A 22,073-nucleotide genomic window follows, 5' to 3' on the forward strand; every position below is an offset into this window, starting at 1 on the left:
TTTTATGCTAAAAATAAAGTAGCTGCAAGCAGGGGAATTGCGGGCTAGGCGCTGTAAATTCACCGGAGGATGCTGTATCCGCCTGCTTTTACCAACCGCTTGCCGATCACACGCCCGCCTTGAACATATCAGTACTCCGACTGCGGAATAGTGGGGTAGGGTCAAATTCCTAACGGCGTTTGGGTCATTTTTATCCCGGTCCCAGATAGAGTTCTCCATCTTGCACCGTTAAAACCCAAATCCGACAGAAGGAACAGATCCACAATCTCCTTCAGCTCAGCCACGCTGTACCGATGGCTCGAATATTTTTGTCAATTGTGTAGGTCTGGCCCTGGTGTTCTTTTTTTGATGTTAATGTCCCTTTGCGGGAATGGTATTTCAATTTTTGCGCTGTTGAATTCCGTAAGTATCTTATGCCGGATAGAGCTCTTGACGTCCCTTTCGAAATTTTCCTTGATATCGACAAAGAATTGGGCTGTCAGGTTTAGCGCACTCTCGCCGAAATCTTCAAAAAGTATTTTGTAGGGGGGCGATTTCAGGACGTTCTTGTCTTTGCTCAGTATCTCCCTCATGATCGACATGGCCTGTTCAATGTCTGTGTCGTATGCCACAGATATATTTACCTCTGCCCTTGTGAATGAATTGTTGAGCGTCAGGTTGACTATTGCTCCATCAAGCACCTTGCTGTTGGGGATTATCAGGTGGTTGCTCTGTTCGCACCTTACAACGGTGTTCTGGAGCGTTATTTCCTCAACTATTCCTCTTCTGTCCGCTATTATCACTTCATCTCCGATACGGACTTTTTTCTGGAAAAGGAGTATCATGCCGCTGAACATGTCGCCGGTATATTTCTGTGCTCCGAATCCGACTGCGATAGCGACAGCGCCGCCTAAAAAGGCGAATGCGGTAATCGGTATATGTAGGCTCCAGAGGCCGAAGAAGGATGAAATGACCACGCCTGTGTAATAGATAAATTTTTGTATGATAAGGCTGCTGTGTCTGCTCATGCTTAGCCCTTCAGCGGTCCTTTTCCTGAAGACATATGCAAAATACCTGGTGATGGCTATGCCGAGAAGGAATATCATCAGTCCAAAAGAAAACTTGCCAACTGTTACCGGGTATTCACCCACATGCCAGAGCTCGGTCTCCTTGATCCTTGAAAAATTGTTTCCCCAGAAGAAGTTCAGCTTATCTTTGTTGCCTTGTGTTCCTGTGATGCGCATAGATTCTTTCCGGAGATCATAATACTGGCTCCTTATCATTCCCAGGTCCACAAGGTATGAAAGATATCTTTTTTGTCTGATGGCAAGGTTTTCAAGGAATTTGTCCCTTTTCAGCGCGTCCCCTTCCGTTATAAGGTGGCTCTCGCCGCCGAACCTTCTCTGGACAGCCTGTTCTGTCTCCCTGATCGTCTGTATTGCATCTACGCACAGGGTGATGTTCGCATTTATGTCATCAATGTAGTCATTTGTTTTAGAGATGATAATTTTTTGTCTCGACAGATCAAGGTTTCCTTCGAGTAGATCCTGCATACCCCTCCAGACTGACCTGAGCGATGTCAATTTTTCGATTACTTCCAGGATCATCAGTATTTCGTCCCTGACCAGCTGTTTCTCATTTGAGATCCAAAATCTTGTAAAAGTGGTTATCTCCGTTGACTCATCACTGAATTCACCTGCAGGATCTATCTTTTTTTCAAGCACGGAGATAGTATCGTAAAGAGATTCGGTTTTTTTTAATACTATGGAGTTAAGGAAGGCAAAATCTTCGCTGCTGAACTTGATATTCTTCCTTATGTTCTCAAGCATTGGCCCGATGACGGCTATCTTTTCCTCTGTGTCTTTCAGCTCTTTTTCGGCGAGCGACAAAGTAGCAGTATTAAGTGTATTTACTGCGGTACATTCTTCTAACTTTGCCAGTATCTCCATCATGCGCCAGCTGTTGCTCAGGTTGTTTCCGCTGATTCTTGAGAGCTGGTCGTTTATCAGGCGGAACTTTTTTTCTGCCTCATCCCTCTCTCTATCGTTCCTCAGGATCGCGGCTTTGGCATTGTCTATCAGGAGTTTATACCTGTCTGCTTCGTTAAGGTAGTTTTCCACGTCCTCGAGGAAGTCGAGGTAGAGGAGGAATGAGTATGGAGGTTTTTTTTCGGACAGTTCTTCGAGTCTGCCCTCTTCAAGGATAAACTGTGAAGGCGAGGTGCCCTGTTTCTGAAGGAAATAGATCCTGTGGTATAAATATATGTTGTTTTCAAGCATCATCTCGTAGTTTATGACCTGCGAGACCGGGATGCTGTACTGTCTGGCAAGCCCCTCTTCCAGATCCTGTATTTTAAGGATTTCGGCCCTGAGGGTTTTTATCCTCTCCAGAGGCTGTGACTGGTAATCGACGATATCCCTTTTAACATCGGCGAGGGTCTCGGCGTTTGATAAAGGCGAAAAGATGAGAAGCAGTAAAAATGCAAGAAAAAAAGATGAAAGGAAAATTATTGATCTTATGGCCCTCTTTCTCACGAAAGTTCCCCCCACGGTTACAGCTTTTGGGTACCATATACAGTGCTATTCTACATTAATTATCCAAACTTTCCCATCGTCTTTCCCGGTTGACCTTTGCTTCAGATCTTCTGATCGATGCACCAATGATACAAATATATCACTTTATGTCAATTGTGTAGGTCTGGCCCCAACATGAACATGACGACAGCTTTCACTGTCTTTGCTAAAAAAATGAGCAGGGGAAAAAGGATCCCTTTCGAAGTATCCGTTGATCCCTTTTACTCTGAGAGCAACATGGCGCGCATAAAAGAATCCATAGCGCAGTTGAACGAAGGGCAGACAGTAACCAAAACAATGGAGGAACTAGAGGCCCTGGCCGGTGCGTAAACTTACCTTCACACTCTACGCATGGGAAGACTACCTCTACTGGCAGATCCAGGATAAAAAGACCTTAAAACGGATCAATACGCTGCTTAAACCCAAACTTTTACACCGGTTGAGATAAAAACATTCAGATCAGTATTTATTATACCGACCCCTGGGTCAGATCCAAACCGGCGGTTTCGGTCATTTTTTATCCCGGCATTGAAAGCCTGTTCAGTTGACGCTGCGTTAGATATTGTTTGAAGCTTCTTTAAAAATCCAAGATCAAAACAATAAAATCAGTCTTTGCAGACCCAATTTAGATTCTTACACAAAAGCTGACTTTATCTCCCCCGTGTTTTGGCCCCCCAACTACCGAGTAATCCCAGGCAGTTGAAGTTAAAAATGTTTTCCCAACCTATTCCCCCCCAGCGGAGGCTGTCTCCGCCCGGAATATATAGCTTTTCGACATAAAGTGATATATTTGTATCATTGGTGCAGTGATCAGAAGATCTGTAGTACAGAAAAAGAACACTGACAGAGGAGGCTCGAATAATGCAAGATAAAAAAGCATGGCTGAGATCCCTGATCGTTGATTTCTTAGAAACAGATGTAAATCGCATGGGCGGTAATTTTGGCGACGAAAAAATGTGGGATACCCCTCTTATAGGTTTTGCCTCCGGCGCAGATGATATTTTCAACAAATACAAATCACCTGAAATCTGTGGAATAGAACATTGGACGCCGGCAGAAGCTTTCGCAAAGGCTTATCCGGAAAGTAAATTCACGTCTGATGAGTTAACCATTGTTAGCTGGGTGCTGCCGCAAACGGAGAAAACCAAGGCATCTCTCAGGGCTGAGACGCATTGGCCTTCCGAACGCTGGTCACGATCAAGGATTTTTGGAGAACTGATCAATAAAGCGTTACGGGAGCACATGGCAGCAACCCTCCGAGAAGCGAACTATGAAGTGATGTCGCCTGTGCTTCACCCTGAATGGACAACGCTGGAAAATCCCAGGCAAATAATCACTTCCAAATGGTCAGAACGGCATATTGCCCATGCTGCCGGACTCGGCACTTTTGGATTTTGCGATGCCTTGATCACTCCTGTCGGCAAAGCGCACAGACTTGGCTCGATAATAATCAAACTCAGGGTGGAGCCGGATAAACGTCCATATACGGATATTCACGAATATTGTCTTTATTATACTAAGGGAACCTGCCTGGCGTGTGTGGGGCGGTGCACACCGGGGGCTTTGACCAAAGACGGGCACGATAAAATGAAATGCCGCGCCTTTTTGCAAGGTCCTTCGGCTGATTACAATAAAGAGAAGTTTGGACTGGATGGCTATGGTTGCGGAATGTGCCAGACGGCTGTGCCTTGTGAGAACGGTATCCCAAAGTAATATACAACATGAAGCGGGAAAGAGAGCCGAGCGAGAATGAACAGGATGCTGATAGGTCGTTGAAAAAAGGAGCATAAGCAAACGGAAGCCGCTAAAATATTTCAACTAAAAACTCGTTGGTTCCAAACAATGGGGGATACAATAAAACAGGCGTAATATATACCATTAAAGACTTATGTAACAAGGAGGATGATAGATATGGACAAGATAGCGCTTGTGACAGGCTCTACAAACAACATAGGGAAGGCCATAGCAGAAGTATTGGCAGGAAAAGGATATCATGTGATCATAACTTCCAGGAATGAGGATGAAGCACGGGCTGTTTCAGAGAATCTGCCCAAGAAAGGTTCTTATTTCAGGGTGGATTATTCTGATGCGAGTTCCATTGAAAGCTTGTTCTCCTTTATAAGGGACCGATTCAACAGGCTCGATGTCCTTGTCAACAATGTTGCCTACACAAAAAACGAATCGATTTTTGATTGTGACTTAACTACCTGGGAGTATACCATCAATACAAACCTCAGAAGCTACTACCTCTGTACAAAATTGGCCTCTGAGATCATGAAACCTCAGGGAGGCGGTTCAATAGTTAACATCACTGTCTCCAGTTCAAGGGGGGCAAAGGATAAATTTTCCTACATGGTGTCCAAGGGAGGGGTAAATTACCTTACCATGTGCGCAGCAATAGATCTTGCCCCTTTCAATATCAGGGTAAATGCAGTGGGCTCAGGGCTTATAGGTACGCCTGTCGGTTATAGGGAGTATGTAAATAGGCCTTATGAGAGCGAGAAGATACCCAAAGGCCATATCGGTGAACCTGTAGATGTGGCAGAGGCCGTGGCGTTTCTTGTATCAGACAAGGCTAAATATATCGTTGGGGCACTTTTGCCGGTAGATGGCGGGCTTAACATATCAATGTGAAGGACAGTTAATGTGGTCGTGAATATCCAACGGTTAGACTGGAGATAACTGTTGGGAACTATGGATCATGGCTGCAAAGATGGTTTTAGGGACAATTAGGAAGATATAGGCATAGGGAAATACGGAGGGGTCGGACATACACAATTGACTGCCTGTCGCGTACCGAAAGCAGAATATACGCCACATTATGGGGTTGACTTCATCATAAGGAAGGTAAGAGGATGAGTATCCGGGAACATCTGTTGCTTGCCGATCCAGCTGCGGTCGTCGAACGTATCACAACGTTCCTGATAGATCAGGTGCGCGGGCAGAACCGTGATGGAGCGATCCTCGGCCTAAGTGGCGGTGTCGACTCGGCGCTGGACGCATTCCTTGCAGTCAAAGCGCTGGGTCCCTCCCGGGTCTCCCTGCTCTTCCTGCCCGAACGGGACAGCAGTCCGCAAAGCAGAGCAGACGCGGTCCGCGTGGCGACCATCCTCGGCGTTCCGTTGCAGATCGTCAGCATCACACCGCTTCTGCGGGCAGTGGGCGCGTACCGCCTGGAGCCGCCTGCCCGTTTTATTCCACGCACCTTTCAGGAACGGTATGTCGTACAGCGCTATCGCGCGCTGCAGGAAGGCCAGCCTTCCACGTTCCTGCGGACGCTCCGTGGCGGCGACGGGGTCGAGGAACTGCGCCGAAGCAATGCCTACCTGCATATCAAGCACCGCCTGCGCATGGTCATGTGGTACTACTGGGGGGAACTGCGTAATCAGATGATCGTTGGCAACTGCAACCTGACGGAGAAGATGACCGGCTATTTTATCCGCTACGGAGACAGCGGCTCCGATGTCGATCTTATCGCCGGCCTCTACAAGACGCAGGTCTGGCAGCTGGCCAGTTTCGTCGGGGTCCCCGAGGAGATCGTCCGGAAAGCTCCTTCGCCCGACATAGCTCCGGGCATGACCGATGAATTCGCGCTGCAGATGCGCTACGAGGTGCTGGACCAGATCCTGTGGGGGCTTGCGCATGCCGTGGATCCAGTGGTCATCGAGGACGAGACGGGAGCAACAGCACAGCAACTTGCCTACGTGCAGGAACTTGTGCGCCTGTCGGCTCCGATGCGGACACTGCCGCCCTCACCGGATCTGACCGACCTGGTGTCCTGAAACGGGAGCTATCTGTCGGAATGTGATCACCACCCGCTTAGGGCGCCACACCCCACATCTTGTGGTAAAATATTTCCGACACACAAGTGAATGTTTCTTAATACTGACGACAACTAAAAACAAGCCCTTAATGTGGGAATATGGTTAAGAAGGAGGGGATTCACAATGAGCTGTGAAAGATTAAAAGGTCATGTAGCCCTTATTACAGGGGGCGGTCGCGGGATCGGCAAGGCTATCGCGAAGCGCCTTTATCAGGAAAAGGCCAACGTTGTGATCTGCGGTACTACGGAGGATGTATTAAAGCAAGCGGCCGAAGAGATCGCAACTGAAGATCGGGTGGTATTGCCGATCGTGTGCGATGTTTCGGACGCCAATCAGATAAAAGCGATGGTGGGTAAAGCGCGCGAGCGCTTCGGCAAGGTTGACATCCTAGTCAACAATGCGGCCATCATGCTGCGCCATATAGGGGTAGAGCGGGCTGCGAGGCCATTTTATGAATTGGACGAAACCGATTGGGATAGAGTCATGTCTGTAAACGTCAAAGGGATGTGGATGTGCGCACGCGAGGTCTTCCCGGACATGCGTTCGCAAAATTGGGGCCGCATCATAAATATATCCTCTGACACAGTTTATATGGGGCGCGGCAACGGCCTTCAATACGTCACTTCCAAAGCAGCAGTCGTTGGACTCACAAGGGCGCTTGCTTTTGAAGTTGGAAAATTTGGCATTACAGTGAATGCGATCTCTCCTGGATTGACGCAAAGCGAAACGGTTCAGGAGCATGACTTTAAGCAGATGAGCGAGGATCTGGCAAAAAACTCTGCCATTCCAAGGCTTGAATGCCCTGAGGATTTAGCGGGAACGGCGGCTTGGCTTGCCTCTGATGACGCCGGCTTTGTAACGGGGCAGGCGGTAAGCGTATCCGGGGGCTTGAGCCTGCATTAAACGAGTAAACGATCTGTTCGGTATAGCGCCCTGGGCAAACCTGCATATTTGAACAGCAGTGCGACCCGGTATCGATGGTATGGACCAGAGGGGTGAGTTGGGCCGAGGTTGGGCTCGCTCACCCCACTGGCGGCGTCGGCGGGGAGGCAGCGTCGCGCCAATTGCTCGCAATGTGAATGTTCTTACTGACTGCCCCCCAGCTAGTATAGGGTCGGGCTTTTTATGTTTTGGATCTGAATCGTTTCCGGAGGCCGGTAATCCAGAACGCTGCGCGGTCGGATGTGATCATGCCTGCCATAACATCTCGATCAAGGCTTTTGTCTCTATTGATTGTCGCAAACATCTCTCAATTTAGAAGCCCACTCCACAGTTTTTCATTGAAAGATTCGATGTGGCCGTTTTCCCATGGGCTGCCTGGTTCAATAAAAAGTGTTGTGACTACGACTCTGTGCAACCACTCCCGAATCGCCTTTGCCATAAATTCCGAACCATTATCAGAACGAATATGTTAAGAAATTCCACGCACGATATGAATAGGATGTAAAGCTGACTCAAAACATCCTGGGCTGTAAGATGCCGGGTTACGGCGATACTTAAACACTCTCTTGGGAGGATCCCTCTGAAGTAGGATATGCAATGTAAATGGACATCAATGGAAAAAGCGGATCAGGATCATAACAGAGTAAAAAAAGAAGCAACCTGCATCAAGCTGATGCAAGTTGCTCCGGAGCGTCTGGCTCCTCGACGAGGACTCGAACCTCGAACCGAGTGGTTAACAGCCACCCGCGCTGCCGATTGCGCCATCGAGGAATAGCTGGCCGGGAATCAAAAAACTCGACGCAGAGTATTATAGCACCGATATCTATTTTGACAACCACCTTTGCCGGATTTGGGATATACTTTGCAAGTGAGTTTTTGTGCAAAGATGGACATCGTATGTGAACATGCGGCGATAGACCGCCATTTTGAAGTTTTGAAGATGATGTCGCAGGAGGCATAAATATATGGCACTGCTTATAAAAAATGGGATCATAGGAAATGCGGAGAAATCTTTTCGCGGGGATGTGCTTGTTGATGGCGGCAAGATAATAGAGACGGGAGAGTCGATAATCTGCTTTGACGCTGATGAGATCGATGCCGAGGGGAAATATGTCCTGCCCGGCGGGGTGGATCCGCATACGCATGTGATATTAAGGTCGGGGGACAACAGCGTCTCTGACGGATTCGAGGCTGCGACGAAGGCTGCTCTTTGGGGCGGCACAACCACGATCGTAGAACATCCGGGATTTGCTCCCGCAGGCCTTCCCCTGTCGTTTGCCGTGGATGAGACGGTTAAGGCAGGAGAGAATGCTTCATATACCGACTTTGGCGTACATCTGGTCTTCCAGAGGTACGACGATGCTGTTGCAGATGAGATAAGTGGCCTTATCGGGGCAGGTTTTGCGACGGGCAAGGTCTACACGACCTATGACGGCAGGCTGACGGATGAGGATGTCTTTCCGCTGATGAAGAAAATGGTCCTGTCAGGAGGACTTCTCTTATATCATGCCGAAAACAACGCTATTGCAGGCGGGCTTGCAGCTGAATTTCAGAACAGTGGACCGGTCGGGCCCATGGCCTGGCCTATGAGCCGCCCTGATTACTGCGAGGCAGAGGCGATCGGCAGGATATTGGCCCTTGCAAAGAGTACAGAGTCGCGTACCTATATCGTCCATCTTTCGACATGTCTTGGGCTTAAAAAAATTATCGAAGCACGCCGCGGAGGACAGATAGTTTATGCGGAGACTTGTCCTCAGTATCTCTGTCTTACGGAAAATTGCTATGAGAAAGAGAACGGACTTGATTATGTCATGGCGCCTCCGCTGAGAAAACAGGGTGACTGCGATGCGCTGTGGAAGGCGATAGGAAACGGCGGTATCGACACTGTCGGCACAGACCACTGCTCCTTCAGCAGGGCTGATAAAGTCCGTCTGGGCGGTGAAAATATTTTCAAAAGCCCCGGCGGTATCCCCGGCATCGAGACGCGCATGCCTATAATTTTCAGTGAGGGGTTCTTGAAAGGCAGGATAAGTCTTGAGCAGTTTGTCGGCGTTACATCGACGAACCCTGCCCGCATACTCGGGCTGAGGGAAAAGGGGCGCATTGAAGCCGGCGCCGATGCGGACATTGTAATAATCGACCCGCACACTGAGAAGGTGCTATCAGTGGAAACCCTGCACCAGAAGGTCGATTACACGCCTTACGAAGGCATGAAGATCCGTGGGCTGCCGACTCATGTTTGGCTGAGGGGCAGCCCCATGCTTGTTAACGGCGAGTTTATTGCGACTAAGCCGTCAGGCTGTTTTGTGAAAAGGTATTTGTAAAAGACAAAATTGTGCCTCGTCATTTTTGATTTTCTTAAATTCACAAAGAATTATGGTAAAACCATAACGAGCCTGATTTATGTCCTGTGTGTATCCGGGAGTTTCTTGAGTTTATCCGCTACAGTCTCTTCCAGACCTCTTTGGCGCACTCTCTTGCCTTTGCGGATATGAGTTCCCTGTCCAGTTCCATGAGTTTGCGGTCCTTCATAAGCACCTTGCCGTTTGCGATCGTTGTAACCACGCTGCGGCCTGATGAGCCGAATAGAAGGTGTCCGTTGATGTTTTTTTCGCTGATAGGGGTCGGCGGCATATAATCCATGATGATCATGTCGGCGGCATATCCCTCTTTTATCCGCCCGATATTGACGGGGAAGCAGCGTTGAGAGATCTCGATGTTGTTTTCAAAAAGCATCGTCGGAAGTTCGCTCCAGCCGACATTGGGGTGTGCCGCGGAGTGCTTGCAGAGTGCGTTGCCCAGTCTGTACGACTGGATCATGTCGGAGACATAGCCGTCTGTTCCTAGCCCCAGAAGAATTCCGTCTTTCATCATCCCTATGACATCTGCCGCGCCTACCGCGTTGCCCATGTTTGATTCCGGGTTGTGCACTACGGCTGTGTCCGTCTCCTTGATTATCCTCCTCTCATTTTCGTCTATATGTATGCAGTGCACGAAGATGGAATTTTTACATGTGATGCCGAAGTCACGAAAACGTTCCACGATGCGTTTCCCGTATTTACTGACGGAGTCTGCGGCATCAGTCATTCCTTCTGCTACATGGACGTGATATCCGGCGTGCCTGTCGCCCATTGCCTCACGGCATTTTTCAAGGGTCCTGTCGCTGAGTGTGAACGAGGCATGAAGCCCGAATTTGCCGGATATCATAGGGTCATTCAGGCTGTTTGACCAGTCAATGAAGTTTATGTTCTCTTTAATGCCCTCGTATGCTATTTTCTCCCCGTCGCGGTCTGATACTTCGTAGCAGAGCGAGCTGCGTATGCCGGCTTCCTTTGTTGCCTTTGCTATTTCAAAAAGGCTCCCTGTCACGGCGTTGGGGCTGGCGTGATGATCTATGACCGTTGTACAGCCGCATTTGATGCAGTCGACAAGCGCAGTCATCGTGCTGAAGTATGTGTCCTTGAGAGTGAGCGCCTTGTCAAGCCTCCACCAGAGTCGGTCGAGGACTTCGCCGAAGTTTTGTGCCGGTTCGCCGGGAGGAGTCATGCCGCGCGAGAATGTGCTGTAGAAGTGCATGTGCGCATTGATAAAGCCGGGCATTATGAGGCCTCCCTTGGCATCGATGAATTCTGCCTCAGGGTATTTTGCGCGCAGTTCGGAGGTAGTGCCGACCGACGCAATGGCTGTCCCTTGAACTGCAGCGCAGCCATCGGGCATGAAAGGATTTGCTTTGTCCCTTGTTATTAATTTTCCGTTACCGACCAGTAACATAAAAACACCCCCTGTTTTGTGGTTGAGAAGTTGTAAGAAGTGGAATAGCTGCAACTGAAAGCCATGATGCTACGCCATAATTATACGGAAAAGCTCCCCATATCTTTATGACAGGGGAGCCGGAGTTCAGGAAGAGGATATTATTTAAGCAGAGCTATGGCCTCGATCTCCACGAGAACGTCTTTAGGAAGACGGGAAACCTCTACGCATGAACGCGCAGGGGCTTCTTTTGTGAAGTACTTTGCGTAGACTTCGTTCACCGTGCCGAAGTCGTTCATGTCCTTGATAAAGACAGTAGTCTTCACGACATCAGACAGGCTCAGCCCCTGGCTTTCAAGAGCTCCCTTGATATTTTTCAGAACCTGTTCGGTCTGGCATGATACGCACCCCGGGACTACCGCCATTGTTGCCGGGTCCAGCGGGATCTGTCCCGAAAGGAAAAGGAACCCGCCTGCCCTGACACCCTGTGAATATGGTCCGATCGCCGCAGGCGCCTTGTCAGTGCTTATTATTTCTTTCATATGAATAACCCCTCTCTCTTCAATTTTAGCCTCAAGCTATTCTACCGCATTTGTAAGCCGCCGGGGATGAAAATCTTACAAAAACACGCTGATGATTTTTTTGCGGACGTGGTATAAAATACTGACATTGTATAGACAATCATAAGCGATAAAGAAATACCCGCGGATTTTAGTATGGTAGGGCAAATGTTGGATCCGCCTTTCCTGTTCAGTGCGTTTTGGCGGCGCAAGTGTATATTTCCCCGAGGGGGTTATTGAATGACGGATTTTAAAATCATAGGGAGATCCTTACCTCGTTTTGACGGGCCTGCAAAGGTTTCAGGAGAGACAAGATACCTTGCGGATCTGGATATCCCGGGCTGCTGGATCGGTGGTGTGGTTCGGTCTCAGGTCCCACGCGGCAGGCTTAAAGGCATAAAACTTCTTCCTTCATTTGACTGGTCAAATGTCTCGGTTGTAACCGCAAGCGATATCCAGGGAGAAAACTTTATTGCTATGGTGCGCAGTGACTATCCTGCGCTTGCAGATAAAGAGATCAATTATGCGTCGCAGGCAATTGCGCTTGTTGCCGCGCCGGATGAAGCAATGCTCAAGGCCGCGATGCGGGCGGTCGAAGTGGAAATTGAACCTCTGCCGCCGATACTCACCATCGAAGAATCACTTGCAAAAAAAGAGATAATCTGGGGTGAAGATAACGTTATAGACGAGTACCTCACAGAGCGTGGCGATATCGAAAAAGGTTTTGCAGATGCCGATATCATCGTTGAGGGAGACTGGGCAACAGGTCTGCATGAGCAGATTTATCTTGAGACGCAGGGAATGGCGGCTGAAATAAGGGCAGACGGCGTGGTAGAGGTTATTGGATCCCTGCAGTGTCCCTTTTATGTTCACAATGCGGTCCAGAAAGTATTGGGACTGACGGCCGAGAAGGTTGTTGTAAAACAGAGCGCCACCGGCGGGGCCTTCGGCGGCAAGGAGGACTATCCTTCTGTGCTTGGCTCCTATGCCGCGCTTCTTGCCATGAAATCAAAACATCCCGTCAGGATAATTTATGGCCGATCTGAGGATATCCTTGTATCACCGAAGCGCCACCCATCAAAGAGCCATTATAAAATGGGGCTGAAAAAGGACGGCATGATAACCGCGCTCGATGTGGAGCTTATGCTGGACAGCGGGGCCTATACCACATTGAGCCGCGTTGTGCTGCAGCGCTCGCATCTTCACGCTGCAGGAGCATACTACGTTCCCAACGTCCGCGTGCACAGCCTTGCTTTGGCGACGAATACCCCGCCAAACGGAGCGTTCAGAGGGTTTGGAGCCCCGCAGGCGATATTCGGAATAGAACGACAGATGGATCTTGCAGCACGTGAGCTTGGAATGGATCCCCTGGACTTAAGACTTAAAAATACGCTGAAGACAGGCGATACGTTCCCTTACGGGCAGAAATTCACCGAAAACAACAATGCCTCGGCTGTGCTTGAAAAGGCAGCGGAGCTTTCCGATTATCGCAGAAAGCGTGCACTTTATGCAAATCAGCGGCAAGGACGTATACGCAAGGGTATCGGGATTGCCGTCGCACTGCATGGGGGCGGTTTTACAGGTTCCGGAGAGGATAAGATGGGCTCGACTGCAAAAGTCAGCTTTGACGGCGATCGGTTCCGCATCTATACGAGCAGCACGGAGATGGGACAGGGAGCCTCAATGGTGCTGCCAATGGTCGCGGCCGAGTCGCTCGGCGTTACCTTGGACGATGTGCTCTACATTGTACCTGACACGTCCATGACCCCTAATACCGGGCCTACTGTCGCATCGCGCACCACAATGTATGCAGGCAAGGCCGTGCAGAACGCATGCGAAAATATTAAGAAGAAACTGGAGGAGTGGGCGTCTTCGAAGGGGCTTTCAGGCGATGCGCCCATCATTGATACCGCAAAGGCATATCTTGAAGAACATAAAGTGCTTGACGCCATAGGAATGAATATTTTTTCAGACGGCGGCAAATGGGACGACGAGAAGTTCGAGGGCGACGCATACCGCGGTTATGCCTGGATAGCCAACGCCATTGAGACAGAGATCGACATGGACACTTACGAAGTCAATGCGACAGAAGCTGCCGTTGCCGCAGAAGTCGGACGTACGATCAACCCTATGCAGGCTGCCGGTCAGCTGGTTGGCGGAGTGCTTCAGGCGATAGGCTGGGCTCACATAGAGGATATCCGTGTCGACGGAAGCGGCAGATACACGGCTGCTCATATGAATGCCTATCTTGTGCCTACTACGCTTGATACTCCGGCGTGGAAAGTGGAACTGCTTGAGGATCCTTGTGCAGAGGGCTGCTACGGGGCGAAGGGAATAGGTGAGCTCCCGGCAAATGCCGGTGCTCCCGCGTTCATCTCTGCCATAGAAAACGCCACCGGCGTCTTTGCGCGGTCCATACCGCTGACAGGAGAGAAACTCTTTGAGCTGCTTGAAAAACAAGCAGGAAAGAACTGAGGGAGGTACAAAGATGAGGATAGAGCTTACCGTCAACGGTAAACTTTACTGCGCTGATGTTCCTGCCATGAAGCTGCTGCTTGCAGTCCTGCGCGATGATCTTGGGTTTAAAGGCGCAAAAGAGGGCTGCGGAGAGGGAGAGTGCGGAGCATGCTCGGTCATTATGAACGGGCGGCTTGTCAACGCATGCCTCATCCCGGCGGTGCAGGCGTCAGGCAGCGAGATATTGACTATAGAGGGGCTTGGCACGTCGGATGATATGGACATGCTCCAGAGGGCATTTGTCACAGAAGGCGCAGTCCAATGCGGCTTCTGCACTCCGGGTATGATACTGGCGGCGCGTGCGCTGCTTGAAGAAAACCCCATGCCGACAGAGGAGGAGATAAAAATAGCGCTGTCAGGCAACATCTGTCGCTGTACCGGGTATGAAAAAATTTACAGCGCTATAAACAGGGCGGTAGAAGAAGGTTACTGCGAGACGTTCCGCGTTCGTAAAAACCTCTGTTCAGGTCAGGCTCCTATCCTGACATCGACGGATGCGATCAGCTGTTTCATGCCCGAGAACCTCGCCGAGGCACTCTGTATGCTTGATAAAAACATCGATGTATCTCTGTTTGCAGGTACTACGGATATTGTTCCGGATATCAAAAACGACAAGTTCCATCCGGCAAAGGTACTCGACCTGAGCCGGGTGCCGGAGCTTAAGGGCATAAATAAAACAGGCGATGTGATTAGGATCGGAAGCTGCGTTACGAACGGAGACATAATCAGAAGCGCGACAGTGAAAAAATACCTGCCGGCACTTTGGGAAGCATCGATGAGAAGCGGTGCTCCTGCGATCCAGAACAGGGCTACAATAGGAGGTAATCTTGCCACGGCGTCAGGAGCCGCGGACCTCCCGTCTATACTTCTGCCGCTTGAGGCAAGTGTTGTCCTTGAAAGTATAGATGGAGCCCGTGAGATGAAGCTGGAAAAATTTATCCGCGGCTACAGAGACCCTGACCGCAAACCTAATGAGATCATGCGCGAAATAATCATACCTGTACCGAAGGAAAATTCCATACAGAAGTTCTATAAGAGAGGGTCGCGCAAGGCTCTCACTCTTTCCAGAATTTCACTTGGCTTTTACGCTGAGGTCGAGGGCGGAGTAATACGGGAGTTCCGCGCCGCGGCCGGCAGCATGTCGCCGATACCTGTCCGTCTTCCCAAGCTGGAGGCTGTATTAAAGGAAAAGAGGCTGGATCCGGAACTTATAGCAGAGGCATCCTCTGTTGCCGGGGATGAGGTAAATCCGCGCAAAAGCCCGGCATGGCGCAAAGCCATGGCTTCCAACCTTGTGCGAAGATTTCTTGAGGAGATAAAAACAGGATAACAAATAAAAAGTGCTGTGTGGGGATAAAAAACACACAGCACTTTTTTCTAGAAGCAGCTATAGAAATTCATCAATGTGTTGTAGAAAATATCAGGATTTTCCAGAAATGACATCTGCGAGGCTTCCGGTATAATAGCCATCCTCGAGCCCGGTATCAGTGATCTGTAGTATTCACAGGTCTCATTCCTTACCTGGTCATACTGGCCGCATATGATCAGGACAGCTACTTTGATTTTCGACAGCTTCCCTGTAATGTCCAGGTCCTTCAGGATCCCGTTGCATGTGAATTCGCTTGGTCCCCACATATGTTTATATACATTTTTGCCTGATATCGTCATAAAGTCTTTTGTCAGATGGCGATATTGTCTCTGGTGGCTCAACAGGCTGCGGCATTGAAAGTTTTTGTTGTACTCCTGGATTATGTCCTGGTACATCTGTCCGTCGAAATGTATGCTGCTCTCACATTCCTCTACGATCTTAAGATAATCCTTGTTAAGCTCCGCAAGCCTGATTTTTGCGTCTCGTATCCATATTTCCGTGCTTAAATACGGGCTGACCATAGTTATGGATATAACCGGCGATTTGGGTGTGCTGAGGATGTGCTCCGCAGCAAGAAAAGAACCCCATGAGTGGCCTATCAGATGCAGTTTTGGAACTCCAATGTTTGCGATTATACTGTTAAGTGCTTCTACATAGCGTTCGGGAACCCACAGTGACTCTTCGCCGGTGTTGTTGGAATCATCACTGCCTAACTGATTATACATATAAACAATGCGATTTTCCGCGATCCTCTGAGCCATTGGGCTAAATGAGTTAAAATTCCCTCCGGGACCTCCGTGCAGATACAGGACAGGTATCTCGGCCTCATTTTCTCCGAGTATGCACATATATACATAACCGCCGGGTACGTTGATATACTTCGTTCTCAAACTCGGTGTCATCTGCTATCCCCCCTTATTCCTTGCCGTGAGTTTTGCATGTCCGTTGTTATAGGTCGCAGTTAGATGATAGCATCATTTTATGACTATTATAAGGGGTAATATGGCGTAAAGTTATAGCTTTTGCTTGTTTGTACCAGACAGGACAATTATGTTCGATATTTAATGAAAAGTTTTTTAGATCTGATTAACGGATTCCTGCCAGGATCTGTAATTTGTCCAATTATCAATTTTTATAAATATGGCCTCCGCCTAAACATCCGGATGAAAGCATTATCATTGTACAGAAAAAAGAATAATTGACTCAATAATTTTCATATACCCGATGCAGATATTCCAATTTACGGAGGCCGCGGCCCTGTTTTTTTAAGATCGTGAGAGTGTCCGGCAGGTCAGTGCAGCAGAAAACCCGGCAGCAGCGGATCGCTGTCCTGCTGGATCAGCCAGTTGAATCCTACTATATTTGCAGTGCCCTTTATATATGGCTGGATCGAGTCGAACTCTCCTACCTTAGGCCCAGATTCATAGTGCCCTTCAAATACGGTGCCCAGAATGCTCTCATGAAGGAATGTCTCACCTGGTTTCAGTTCCCCCCTTGCTGCAAGCAATGCCATTTTTGCGCAGGTGCCTGTGCCGCAGGGAGAACGGTCAACGTTGCATGTGCCGAATATAACGCAGTTGCGTGCCGGTCTTCCGTGTTTGTGGATCCCAAACTCCGCAAGAAGTATCCTGTTATTTTCAGGAATTAAGGGATGTTGCACCATGTGCTGCCTGTTGGCCTCTTTTATGACTTCCAGCCCCATCTTTGTTATCGCTGCAGTCTCTGACGGCACAATTTCAAAGCCGAAGTCCTCCGCATTTAATATGGCGAAAAAACTGCCGCCGAAGCAGATGTCGAATTTGACTGTCCTGTCAATTGACGGAAGGTACAGGTCGAGATTTTGTGCGAAAACAAAAGCCGGTACGTTTTTCAGTGTTGCGCTGACTGCTTCTCCGTTCTCTACATCTACCGACATTGTCACGAGTCCGGCAGGGGTGTCGAGCCTGACCTCGGTAACAGGTTCGGTGACAGGGACCATCCCTAGGTTTACCATAGCGGAGGAGAGCCCGATCGAACCATGCCCGCACATAGATACGCTTCCGCCCGAATCGCAGAAGATAACGCCTGTGTGTGCCTCCGGATTTATCGGCGGGACCATTATTGCCCCGAACATGTCGGCGTGTCCTCGCGGTTCCGTCATGATAAATCTGCGAAAATCGTTGTGATTTTCGCAGAAATCCTTCCAGCGTTCAGACATGGTTTTCCCCTTGAATGACGGCGCCCCGCCAAGGATGATCCTTGTCGGCTCCCCGCAGGTGTGAGAGTCGATTGTCGCGACAAGCTTGCTGATCTTCATAATTCCAGGCCCCCGTTTCCTCTTGTTGCATCTGAAAAAATAATTTCATTCGCATATGCTATCACAAGTGTATAATACAGGCAACATTAGTGTAAAAAATAAATAATAATTGACAAATCAATAATGCCAAACTAATATTTTGCTGAAATAAATGATCCATTATTTGATATATCTGAAAGACAGAGGGGAAAACAGGGACAGAATAGAAAGGTGTGACAGGATTCTGAAGGAAGAAAAACTCTTTTTAAGAGATGATGTCCGTGTTCCCGACATACCGCAGGAGTCATAGTTCATTACCCGGGGATCCCGGGGAAAACAACATACAGGAGGTGTTGAGGTAATGGCATACGATGTCCGTTTCATTTCCCAGTCAGATGTAGAATCTCTTGGCATCACAATGGGGGAAGTTATTGATCACGTTGAAGCCGGATGGAAGATGAAGGGTGAGGGAAAGGTTGAGCTTCCCGCAAAAATAGGAATACACCCGAGACCGGACTGTTATATACACGCCATGCCCTGCTGGATCTCCGGCGATATCGATATGGCCGGGATCAAGTGGGTTGCAGGTTTCCCAATGAACCTCGGAAAAAAACTCCCTTACAATAACGGCATATTTGTCCTCAATGACAGCGAGACAGGCGTCGTAAAGGCGATAATGGACTGTAACTGGATGACAACTTGGCGGACCGGAGCTGCAGCAGGTCTTGGAGCAAAGTACTTTGCTGCACAGGATGCGTCGGTTGTTGCCGTTGTCGGCCTCGGTACTATAGGAAAAATTACTCTTCGCGCGTTCAATGAGGTGTTGCCCGCGATGAAGACGGTTAAGATCTATGACCCGATCGCAGCACAGGCAGAGAGATATACGGATAGAGGCGATGAAGGTCGTTTGTCCGAAGGTCGAGTTTGTAATATGCAAAGATGTAAAAGGTGTATGCGAGGATGCGGATGTCATCACGTCATGCGCACCGATACTGGAAGTGCCGCACAGGACCATCACGGAAGCAATGCTCAAGAAGGATGTATGCTGCATCGCAAGCGACTATGACTCGACGTTTGACGGAGAAGCCGTTGCCGGAAGCAATGTGTTTGTCTGTGATGACCGTAATCAGTATTTGTGGACTCAAAAGCAGGGAGTATACTTCTTGCACGGTTATCCGTCGGAGGACGGGATATATGCCGACATGGGAGAAGTTGTTGCAGGCAAGGCCGCATCGGTGCGGGAGGGGCGCAGGGTCTGCCTGTTTATGGGCATAGCAAGTCATGACGTGATGACGGCCAAACTTATTCTTGAAAAAGCCGCAGAGAGAAATATTGGCACTATGCTCAAACTTTAGAATAAATCGTACCTTGAATATTATGTATAAATAAGAAATAAAGGGTAGGATCCCTGTTATGCCATGTAATTTTAATTCTGGCAGAAGCAGGGATCCTGCCTTTTATAACTGTAAGCTTGTTATGAGAACAATTGTATCAAAATTACAGACTATTCTTAATATGGCTCTAATTATGAAAATTTTATTGACGTCTTTCAAAAAATAATATATATTGCACACCACAAAATTGGACTTTTAAAAAAAGCGAGATTCGTTGACAAATATAGGCCTTCTTTTGTAATTGTTATGAAATGCTGAGGTTGCAGGTATATTAAGATAGAAGTAAAGTGGCCTTAGACATGGAGTTTTGTTTGACCTTAGAAACGTATTCGCATCGGAGGATTCTGTTATAACCTGGTTTTATTGAAGGAGTCTGATATGTTTTGAGCTGTCCGAGCAGTGCGCGGATGGCAGTTTTTTTAACAGCTTCAGATGTGATGGACTTTTATATGCTTACAATACCAGTTATCCTGGTTCAATATGAGAGATGCGGGACCGAACAATGATCTGAATGAAGGGGTGTATGACATTGCTGAAGCTGATGAGAGACGGCGCATATTTACTTCGTGGAAATCTATTGTTAGAAGATACAGGTAAAATAATGCTTCATGAGGTTAATAACAGCTTGATAAAAGCTGGCTTGAGACCTCTGGAAGGAGATTTTCCGGACAAGAAAACCGCATCAGAAGGTACTATAGCCGCCGGCATCATAGCAGCTCACAATGATGGCGGAACGGATGATAATTACAGGATCCGTTTCGATTCCCTTGCATCACATGACATTACTTATGTGGGGATAATTCAGACAGCCATTGCCAGCGGGATGAAGCAATTCCCTGTCCCTTATGCCATGACAAATTGCCACAACAGCCTCTGTTCTGTGGGAGGCACTATAAATGAAGATGACCATCTCTTTGGTCTGTCCGCCGCTAAAAAGTTTGGAGGAGAATTTGTTCCTGCACACATGGCGGTGATCCATTCCTATGTCAGGGAGATGATGTCCGGCTGCGGAAGGATGATCCTTGGCTCCGACAGCCACACACGCTACGGCGCCCTCGGAACCATGGGAGTGGGCGAGGGTGGTCCGGAGCTTGTCAAACAGCTGGTAGGCCGAACTTATGATTTTCCACGCGCAGAGGTCATAGGAGTGTATCTCAAAGGGACTCCGAGAAAGGGAGTAGGGCCGCATGATGTGGCGCTCGCACTTATAGGAGCTGTCTTCAAGGATGGATTCGTTAAGAATAAGGTGCTTGAGTTTGTCGGTCCCGGCGTCGCAAACCTTCCGGTGGAATTTCGTAACGGTATAGATGTGATGACGACGGAGACGGCATGCTGGTCTTCTATATGGCAGACAGATGACAGGGTAAAAAAGTATTTTGATATACACGGCAGACCATATGCCTATAAAAAGCTTGAGCCGGCTCCGGTTGTTTGGTACGACGGGGTTGTAATCATCGACCTTGACGAGGTAAGACCGATGATCGCCCTTCCGTTCCATCCCAGCAATGTTTATACAATTGATGAGCTGAACGAAAATACTCTGGATATTCTTAAAAAGATCGAAAAAGATGCGCTCCTGCAGATGGGAAATCCAGAACTGTCCATCAATCTTGCCGATAAGTTTCGGAGCGGACATCTTATTGTTGACCAGGGGATCATAGCAGGATGTGCCGGCGGCACATTTGATAATATCGTGGCAGCCGCACAGATTTTACGTGGGCGGGGTACCGGTGACAGCGGATTTGCCTTTAGTGTCTATCCCGGAAGTCAGCCGACCATGATGGAGCTTATGGCAAACGGTTCTCTCGCAGACCTGATATCATCCGGTGCAACTATAAGGACGGCTTTCTGCGGGCCATGTTTTGGTGCCGGTGATACCCCCGCAAATAACGGGTTCAGCATCAGGCACACGACACGAAATTTCCCGAACAGGGAGGGTTCCAGGCCGGGAGAGGGGCAGATCTCCTATGTTGCCCTTATGGATGCGCGTTCAATAGCCGCAACGGCGGCCAATGGAGGGGTCCTTACCTCTGCGGAGGATTTTGCAGATAGTCTGCATGATGTTGAATATACATTCCGAGGAGACATATATGATAAAAAGGTCTATCGCGGTTTTGGCAAAGCAAAGCCCGAGACCGAGCTTATATACGGCCCCAATATCTGCCCTTGGCCCAAGATATACCCGATGGAAGATAATTTAATGCTGCGCGTCACATCAGTGATAACAGATCCTGTGACGACGACAGACGAGCTGATACCCTCGGGAGAGACATCGTCCCTCCGTTCCAATCCATTGAAACTGGCGGAATATGCCCTTTCGCGCAAGGACCCCGGATATGTCGGAAGGGCAAAGGCAGTCCTGGCGTTGGAAGAGGCGCGCAGGCATGCGCTTGATGCCGGAGGCAGTGAAGTTCCCGCTGAGGTAATGTCTGTCATGGCGCTTGTAAATGCAGAAAATTCCCCAGAGAACACCGGGATAGGAAGCGTTGTGGTCGCAGTCAAGCCTGGAGATGGCTCTGCCAGGGAGCAGGCGGCGTCGTCACAGAAGGTGCTTGGCGGGCAGGCCAATATCGCAGAAGAATATGCGACAAAACGATACAGGAGCAATCTCATCAACTGGGGGATGATTCCTTTTATCATTGACCCTGAAGAGAGGGAAAAGCTCAGTGTCGGGGACTGGATATTCATTCCCGGAATACGCCATGCACTTGAGGATGGCAGGGATTCAGTCCATGTGAAGGTTATAAGCGGTGCTGCCACTATGGACATCACGCTTAAGATGCCGGCTCTTGCAAAAGAGGACAGGGAGATAATCCTTGCAGGATGCCTGATGAACTATTACTCACGGCAGAACGGCACATCGGTGAAATAATATAAATATAGGAGGGTG

General features: G+C 48.9%; 16 protein-coding genes, 1 tRNA gene and 1 pseudogene. 11 read left to right on the forward strand and 7 right to left on the reverse strand.

Annotated elements, in window-relative coordinates; all coding sequences use genetic code 11:
* Positions 1-311: 311 nt before the first annotated feature.
* Positions 312-2,513 (reverse strand): mechanosensitive ion channel, encoded by a 2,202-nt coding sequence (locus LLF78_06070; GenBank protein MCE5202058.1) that lies wholly within the window; start codon positions 2,511-2,513, stop codon positions 312-314.
* 174 nt (positions 2,514-2,687) lie between these two features.
* Here LLF78_06070 and LLF78_06075 point away from each other — a divergent pair, with 174 nt between their 5' ends.
* The 6 genes from LLF78_06075 to LLF78_06100 all read left to right on the forward strand — a co-directional run bounded on the left by LLF78_06075 (position 2,688) and on the right by LLF78_06100 (position 7,279).
* The gene (locus LLF78_06075) at positions 2,688-2,882 is read left to right on the forward strand and encodes a hypothetical protein (GenBank protein ID MCE5202059.1); all 195 of its coding nucleotides are present in this window, start codon (positions 2,688-2,690) and stop codon (positions 2,880-2,882) included.
* Positions 2,875-3,000, forward strand: a complete 126-nt coding sequence (locus tag LLF78_06080; GenBank protein MCE5202060.1) for a type II toxin-antitoxin system YoeB family toxin — start codon at positions 2,875-2,877, stop codon at positions 2,998-3,000. Before LLF78_06075 ends, LLF78_06080 begins: the two co-directional genes overlap by 8 nt.
* A 413-nt stretch (positions 3,001-3,413) precedes the next feature.
* Entirely contained in the window at positions 3,414-4,265 is an 852-nt protein-coding gene (locus LLF78_06085) for a hypothetical protein (GenBank protein ID MCE5202061.1), read from the forward strand.
* A 198-nt stretch (positions 4,266-4,463) separates the two neighbouring features.
* Positions 4,464-5,186, forward strand: a complete 723-nt coding sequence (locus tag LLF78_06090) for an SDR family oxidoreductase (protein MCE5202062.1) — start codon at positions 4,464-4,466, stop codon at positions 5,184-5,186.
* 221 nt (positions 5,187-5,407) lie between these two features.
* Positions 5,408-6,334, forward strand: a complete 927-nt coding sequence (gene nadE / locus LLF78_06095) for an NAD(+) synthase (GenBank protein MCE5202063.1) — start codon at positions 5,408-5,410, stop codon at positions 6,332-6,334.
* Positions 6,335-6,499: 165 nt separating this feature from the next.
* Positions 6,500-7,279 carry a 3-oxoacyl-ACP reductase FabG gene (locus LLF78_06100; GenBank protein MCE5202064.1) on the forward strand — a complete coding sequence of 260 codons (780 nt, stop codon included), beginning with the start codon at positions 6,500-6,502 and terminating at the stop codon, positions 7,277-7,279.
* A gap of 346 nt (positions 7,280-7,625) precedes the next feature.
* Here the strand turns inward: LLF78_06100 and LLF78_06105 are convergent, their stop codons facing one another.
* Together LLF78_06105 and LLF78_06110 are read right to left on the reverse strand one after the other, a co-directional pair.
* Positions 7,626-7,757: an integrase core domain-containing protein gene (locus LLF78_06105; GenBank protein MCE5202065.1), complete on the reverse strand. Its 132-nt coding sequence runs from the start codon at positions 7,755-7,757 to the stop codon at positions 7,626-7,628.
* 256 nt (positions 7,758-8,013) lie between these two features.
* Positions 8,014-8,089 (reverse strand) — tRNA-Asn (locus tag LLF78_06110).
* Between the two features lie 194 nt (positions 8,090-8,283).
* On the opposite strand from LLF78_06110, the gene hydA reads away from it, so the two are divergent.
* Entirely contained in the window at positions 8,284-9,642 is a 1,359-nt protein-coding gene (hydA, locus tag LLF78_06115; GenBank protein ID MCE5202066.1) for a dihydropyrimidinase, read from the forward strand.
* 118 nt (positions 9,643-9,760) lie between these two features.
* Here the strand turns inward: hydA and ssnA are convergent, their stop codons facing one another.
* Positions 9,761-11,089 carry a putative aminohydrolase SsnA gene (ssnA, locus tag LLF78_06120; GenBank protein MCE5202067.1) on the reverse strand — a complete coding sequence of 443 codons (1,329 nt, stop codon included), beginning with the start codon at positions 11,087-11,089 and terminating at the stop codon, positions 9,761-9,763.
* Positions 11,090-11,229: 140 nt separating this feature from the next.
* Positions 11,230-11,610 carry a RidA family protein gene (locus tag LLF78_06125; protein ID MCE5202068.1) on the reverse strand — a complete coding sequence of 127 codons (381 nt, stop codon included), beginning with the start codon at positions 11,608-11,610 and terminating at the stop codon, positions 11,230-11,232.
* A gap of 258 nt (positions 11,611-11,868) precedes the next feature.
* Between LLF78_06125 and LLF78_06130 the strand changes: the two genes are divergently transcribed.
* The gene (locus LLF78_06130; GenBank protein MCE5202069.1) at positions 11,869-14,103 is read left to right on the forward strand and encodes a xanthine dehydrogenase family protein molybdopterin-binding subunit; all 2,235 of its coding nucleotides are present in this window, start codon (positions 11,869-11,871) and stop codon (positions 14,101-14,103) included.
* A 13-nt stretch (positions 14,104-14,116) separates the two neighbouring features.
* The gene (locus LLF78_06135) at positions 14,117-15,475 is read left to right on the forward strand and encodes an FAD binding domain-containing protein (GenBank protein ID MCE5202070.1); all 1,359 of its coding nucleotides are present in this window, start codon (positions 14,117-14,119) and stop codon (positions 15,473-15,475) included.
* A 47-nt stretch (positions 15,476-15,522) separates the two neighbouring features.
* Here the strand turns inward: LLF78_06135 and LLF78_06140 are convergent, their stop codons facing one another.
* A complete protein-coding gene (locus LLF78_06140) occupies positions 15,523-16,416 on the reverse strand; it encodes a proline iminopeptidase-family hydrolase (GenBank protein ID MCE5202071.1) in 894 nt (297 codons plus the stop codon).
* Positions 16,417-16,805: 389 nt separating this feature from the next.
* Complete coding sequence (locus tag LLF78_06145) at positions 16,806-17,810, reverse strand: proline racemase family protein (GenBank protein ID MCE5202072.1); 1,005 nt, start codon at positions 17,808-17,810, stop codon at positions 16,806-16,808.
* 340 nt (positions 17,811-18,150) lie between these two features.
* Between LLF78_06145 and LLF78_06150 the strand changes: the two are divergent.
* Both LLF78_06150 and LLF78_06155 read left to right on the forward strand, forming a co-directional pair.
* Positions 18,151-19,144: pseudogene (locus tag LLF78_06150) on the forward strand (ornithine cyclodeaminase family protein).
* Between the two features lie 580 nt (positions 19,145-19,724).
* A complete protein-coding gene (locus tag LLF78_06155; protein ID MCE5202073.1) occupies positions 19,725-22,055 on the forward strand; it encodes a hydratase in 2,331 nt (776 codons plus the stop codon).
* Positions 22,056-22,073: the final 18 nt, after the last annotated feature.

The organism is Synergistaceae bacterium (assembly GCA_021372895.1).
GTDB lineage: Bacteria > Synergistota > Synergistia > Synergistales > Synergistaceae > JAJFTP01.

Bases quoted from the DNA above. Each gene is read 5' to 3' on its own strand.
- LLF78_06075 (MCE5202059.1), top strand. From the start codon at position 2,688: ATGAACATGACGACAGCTTTCACTGTCTTTGCTAAAAAAATGAGCAGG.
- LLF78_06085 (MCE5202061.1), top strand. From the start codon at position 3,414: ATGCAAGATAAAAAAGCATGGCTGAGATCCCTGATCGTTGATTTCTTA.
- LLF78_06090 (MCE5202062.1), top strand. From the start codon at position 4,464: ATGGACAAGATAGCGCTTGTGACAGGCTCTACAAACAACATAGGGAAG.
- nadE (MCE5202063.1), top strand. From the start codon at position 5,408: ATGAGTATCCGGGAACATCTGTTGCTTGCCGATCCAGCTGCGGTCGTC.
- LLF78_06100 (MCE5202064.1), top strand. From the start codon at position 6,500: ATGAGCTGTGAAAGATTAAAAGGTCATGTAGCCCTTATTACAGGGGGC.
- LLF78_06105 (MCE5202065.1), bottom strand. From the start codon at position 7,757: ATGGCAAAGGCGATTCGGGAGTGGTTGCACAGAGTCGTAGTCACAACA.
- hydA (MCE5202066.1), top strand. From the start codon at position 8,284: ATGGCACTGCTTATAAAAAATGGGATCATAGGAAATGCGGAGAAATCT.
- ssnA (MCE5202067.1), bottom strand. From the start codon at position 11,089: ATGTTACTGGTCGGTAACGGAAAATTAATAACAAGGGACAAAGCAAAT.
- LLF78_06125 (MCE5202068.1), bottom strand. From the start codon at position 11,610: ATGAAAGAAATAATAAGCACTGACAAGGCGCCTGCGGCGATCGGACCA.
- LLF78_06130 (MCE5202069.1), top strand. From the start codon at position 11,869: ATGACGGATTTTAAAATCATAGGGAGATCCTTACCTCGTTTTGACGGG.
- LLF78_06135 (MCE5202070.1), top strand. From the start codon at position 14,117: ATGAGGATAGAGCTTACCGTCAACGGTAAACTTTACTGCGCTGATGTT.
- LLF78_06140 (MCE5202071.1), bottom strand. From the start codon at position 16,416: ATGACACCGAGTTTGAGAACGAAGTATATCAACGTACCCGGCGGTTAT.
- LLF78_06145 (MCE5202072.1), bottom strand. From the start codon at position 17,810: ATGAAGATCAGCAAGCTTGTCGCGACAATCGACTCTCACACCTGCGGG.
- LLF78_06155 (MCE5202073.1), top strand. From the start codon at position 19,725: ATGAGAGACGGCGCATATTTACTTCGTGGAAATCTATTGTTAGAAGAT.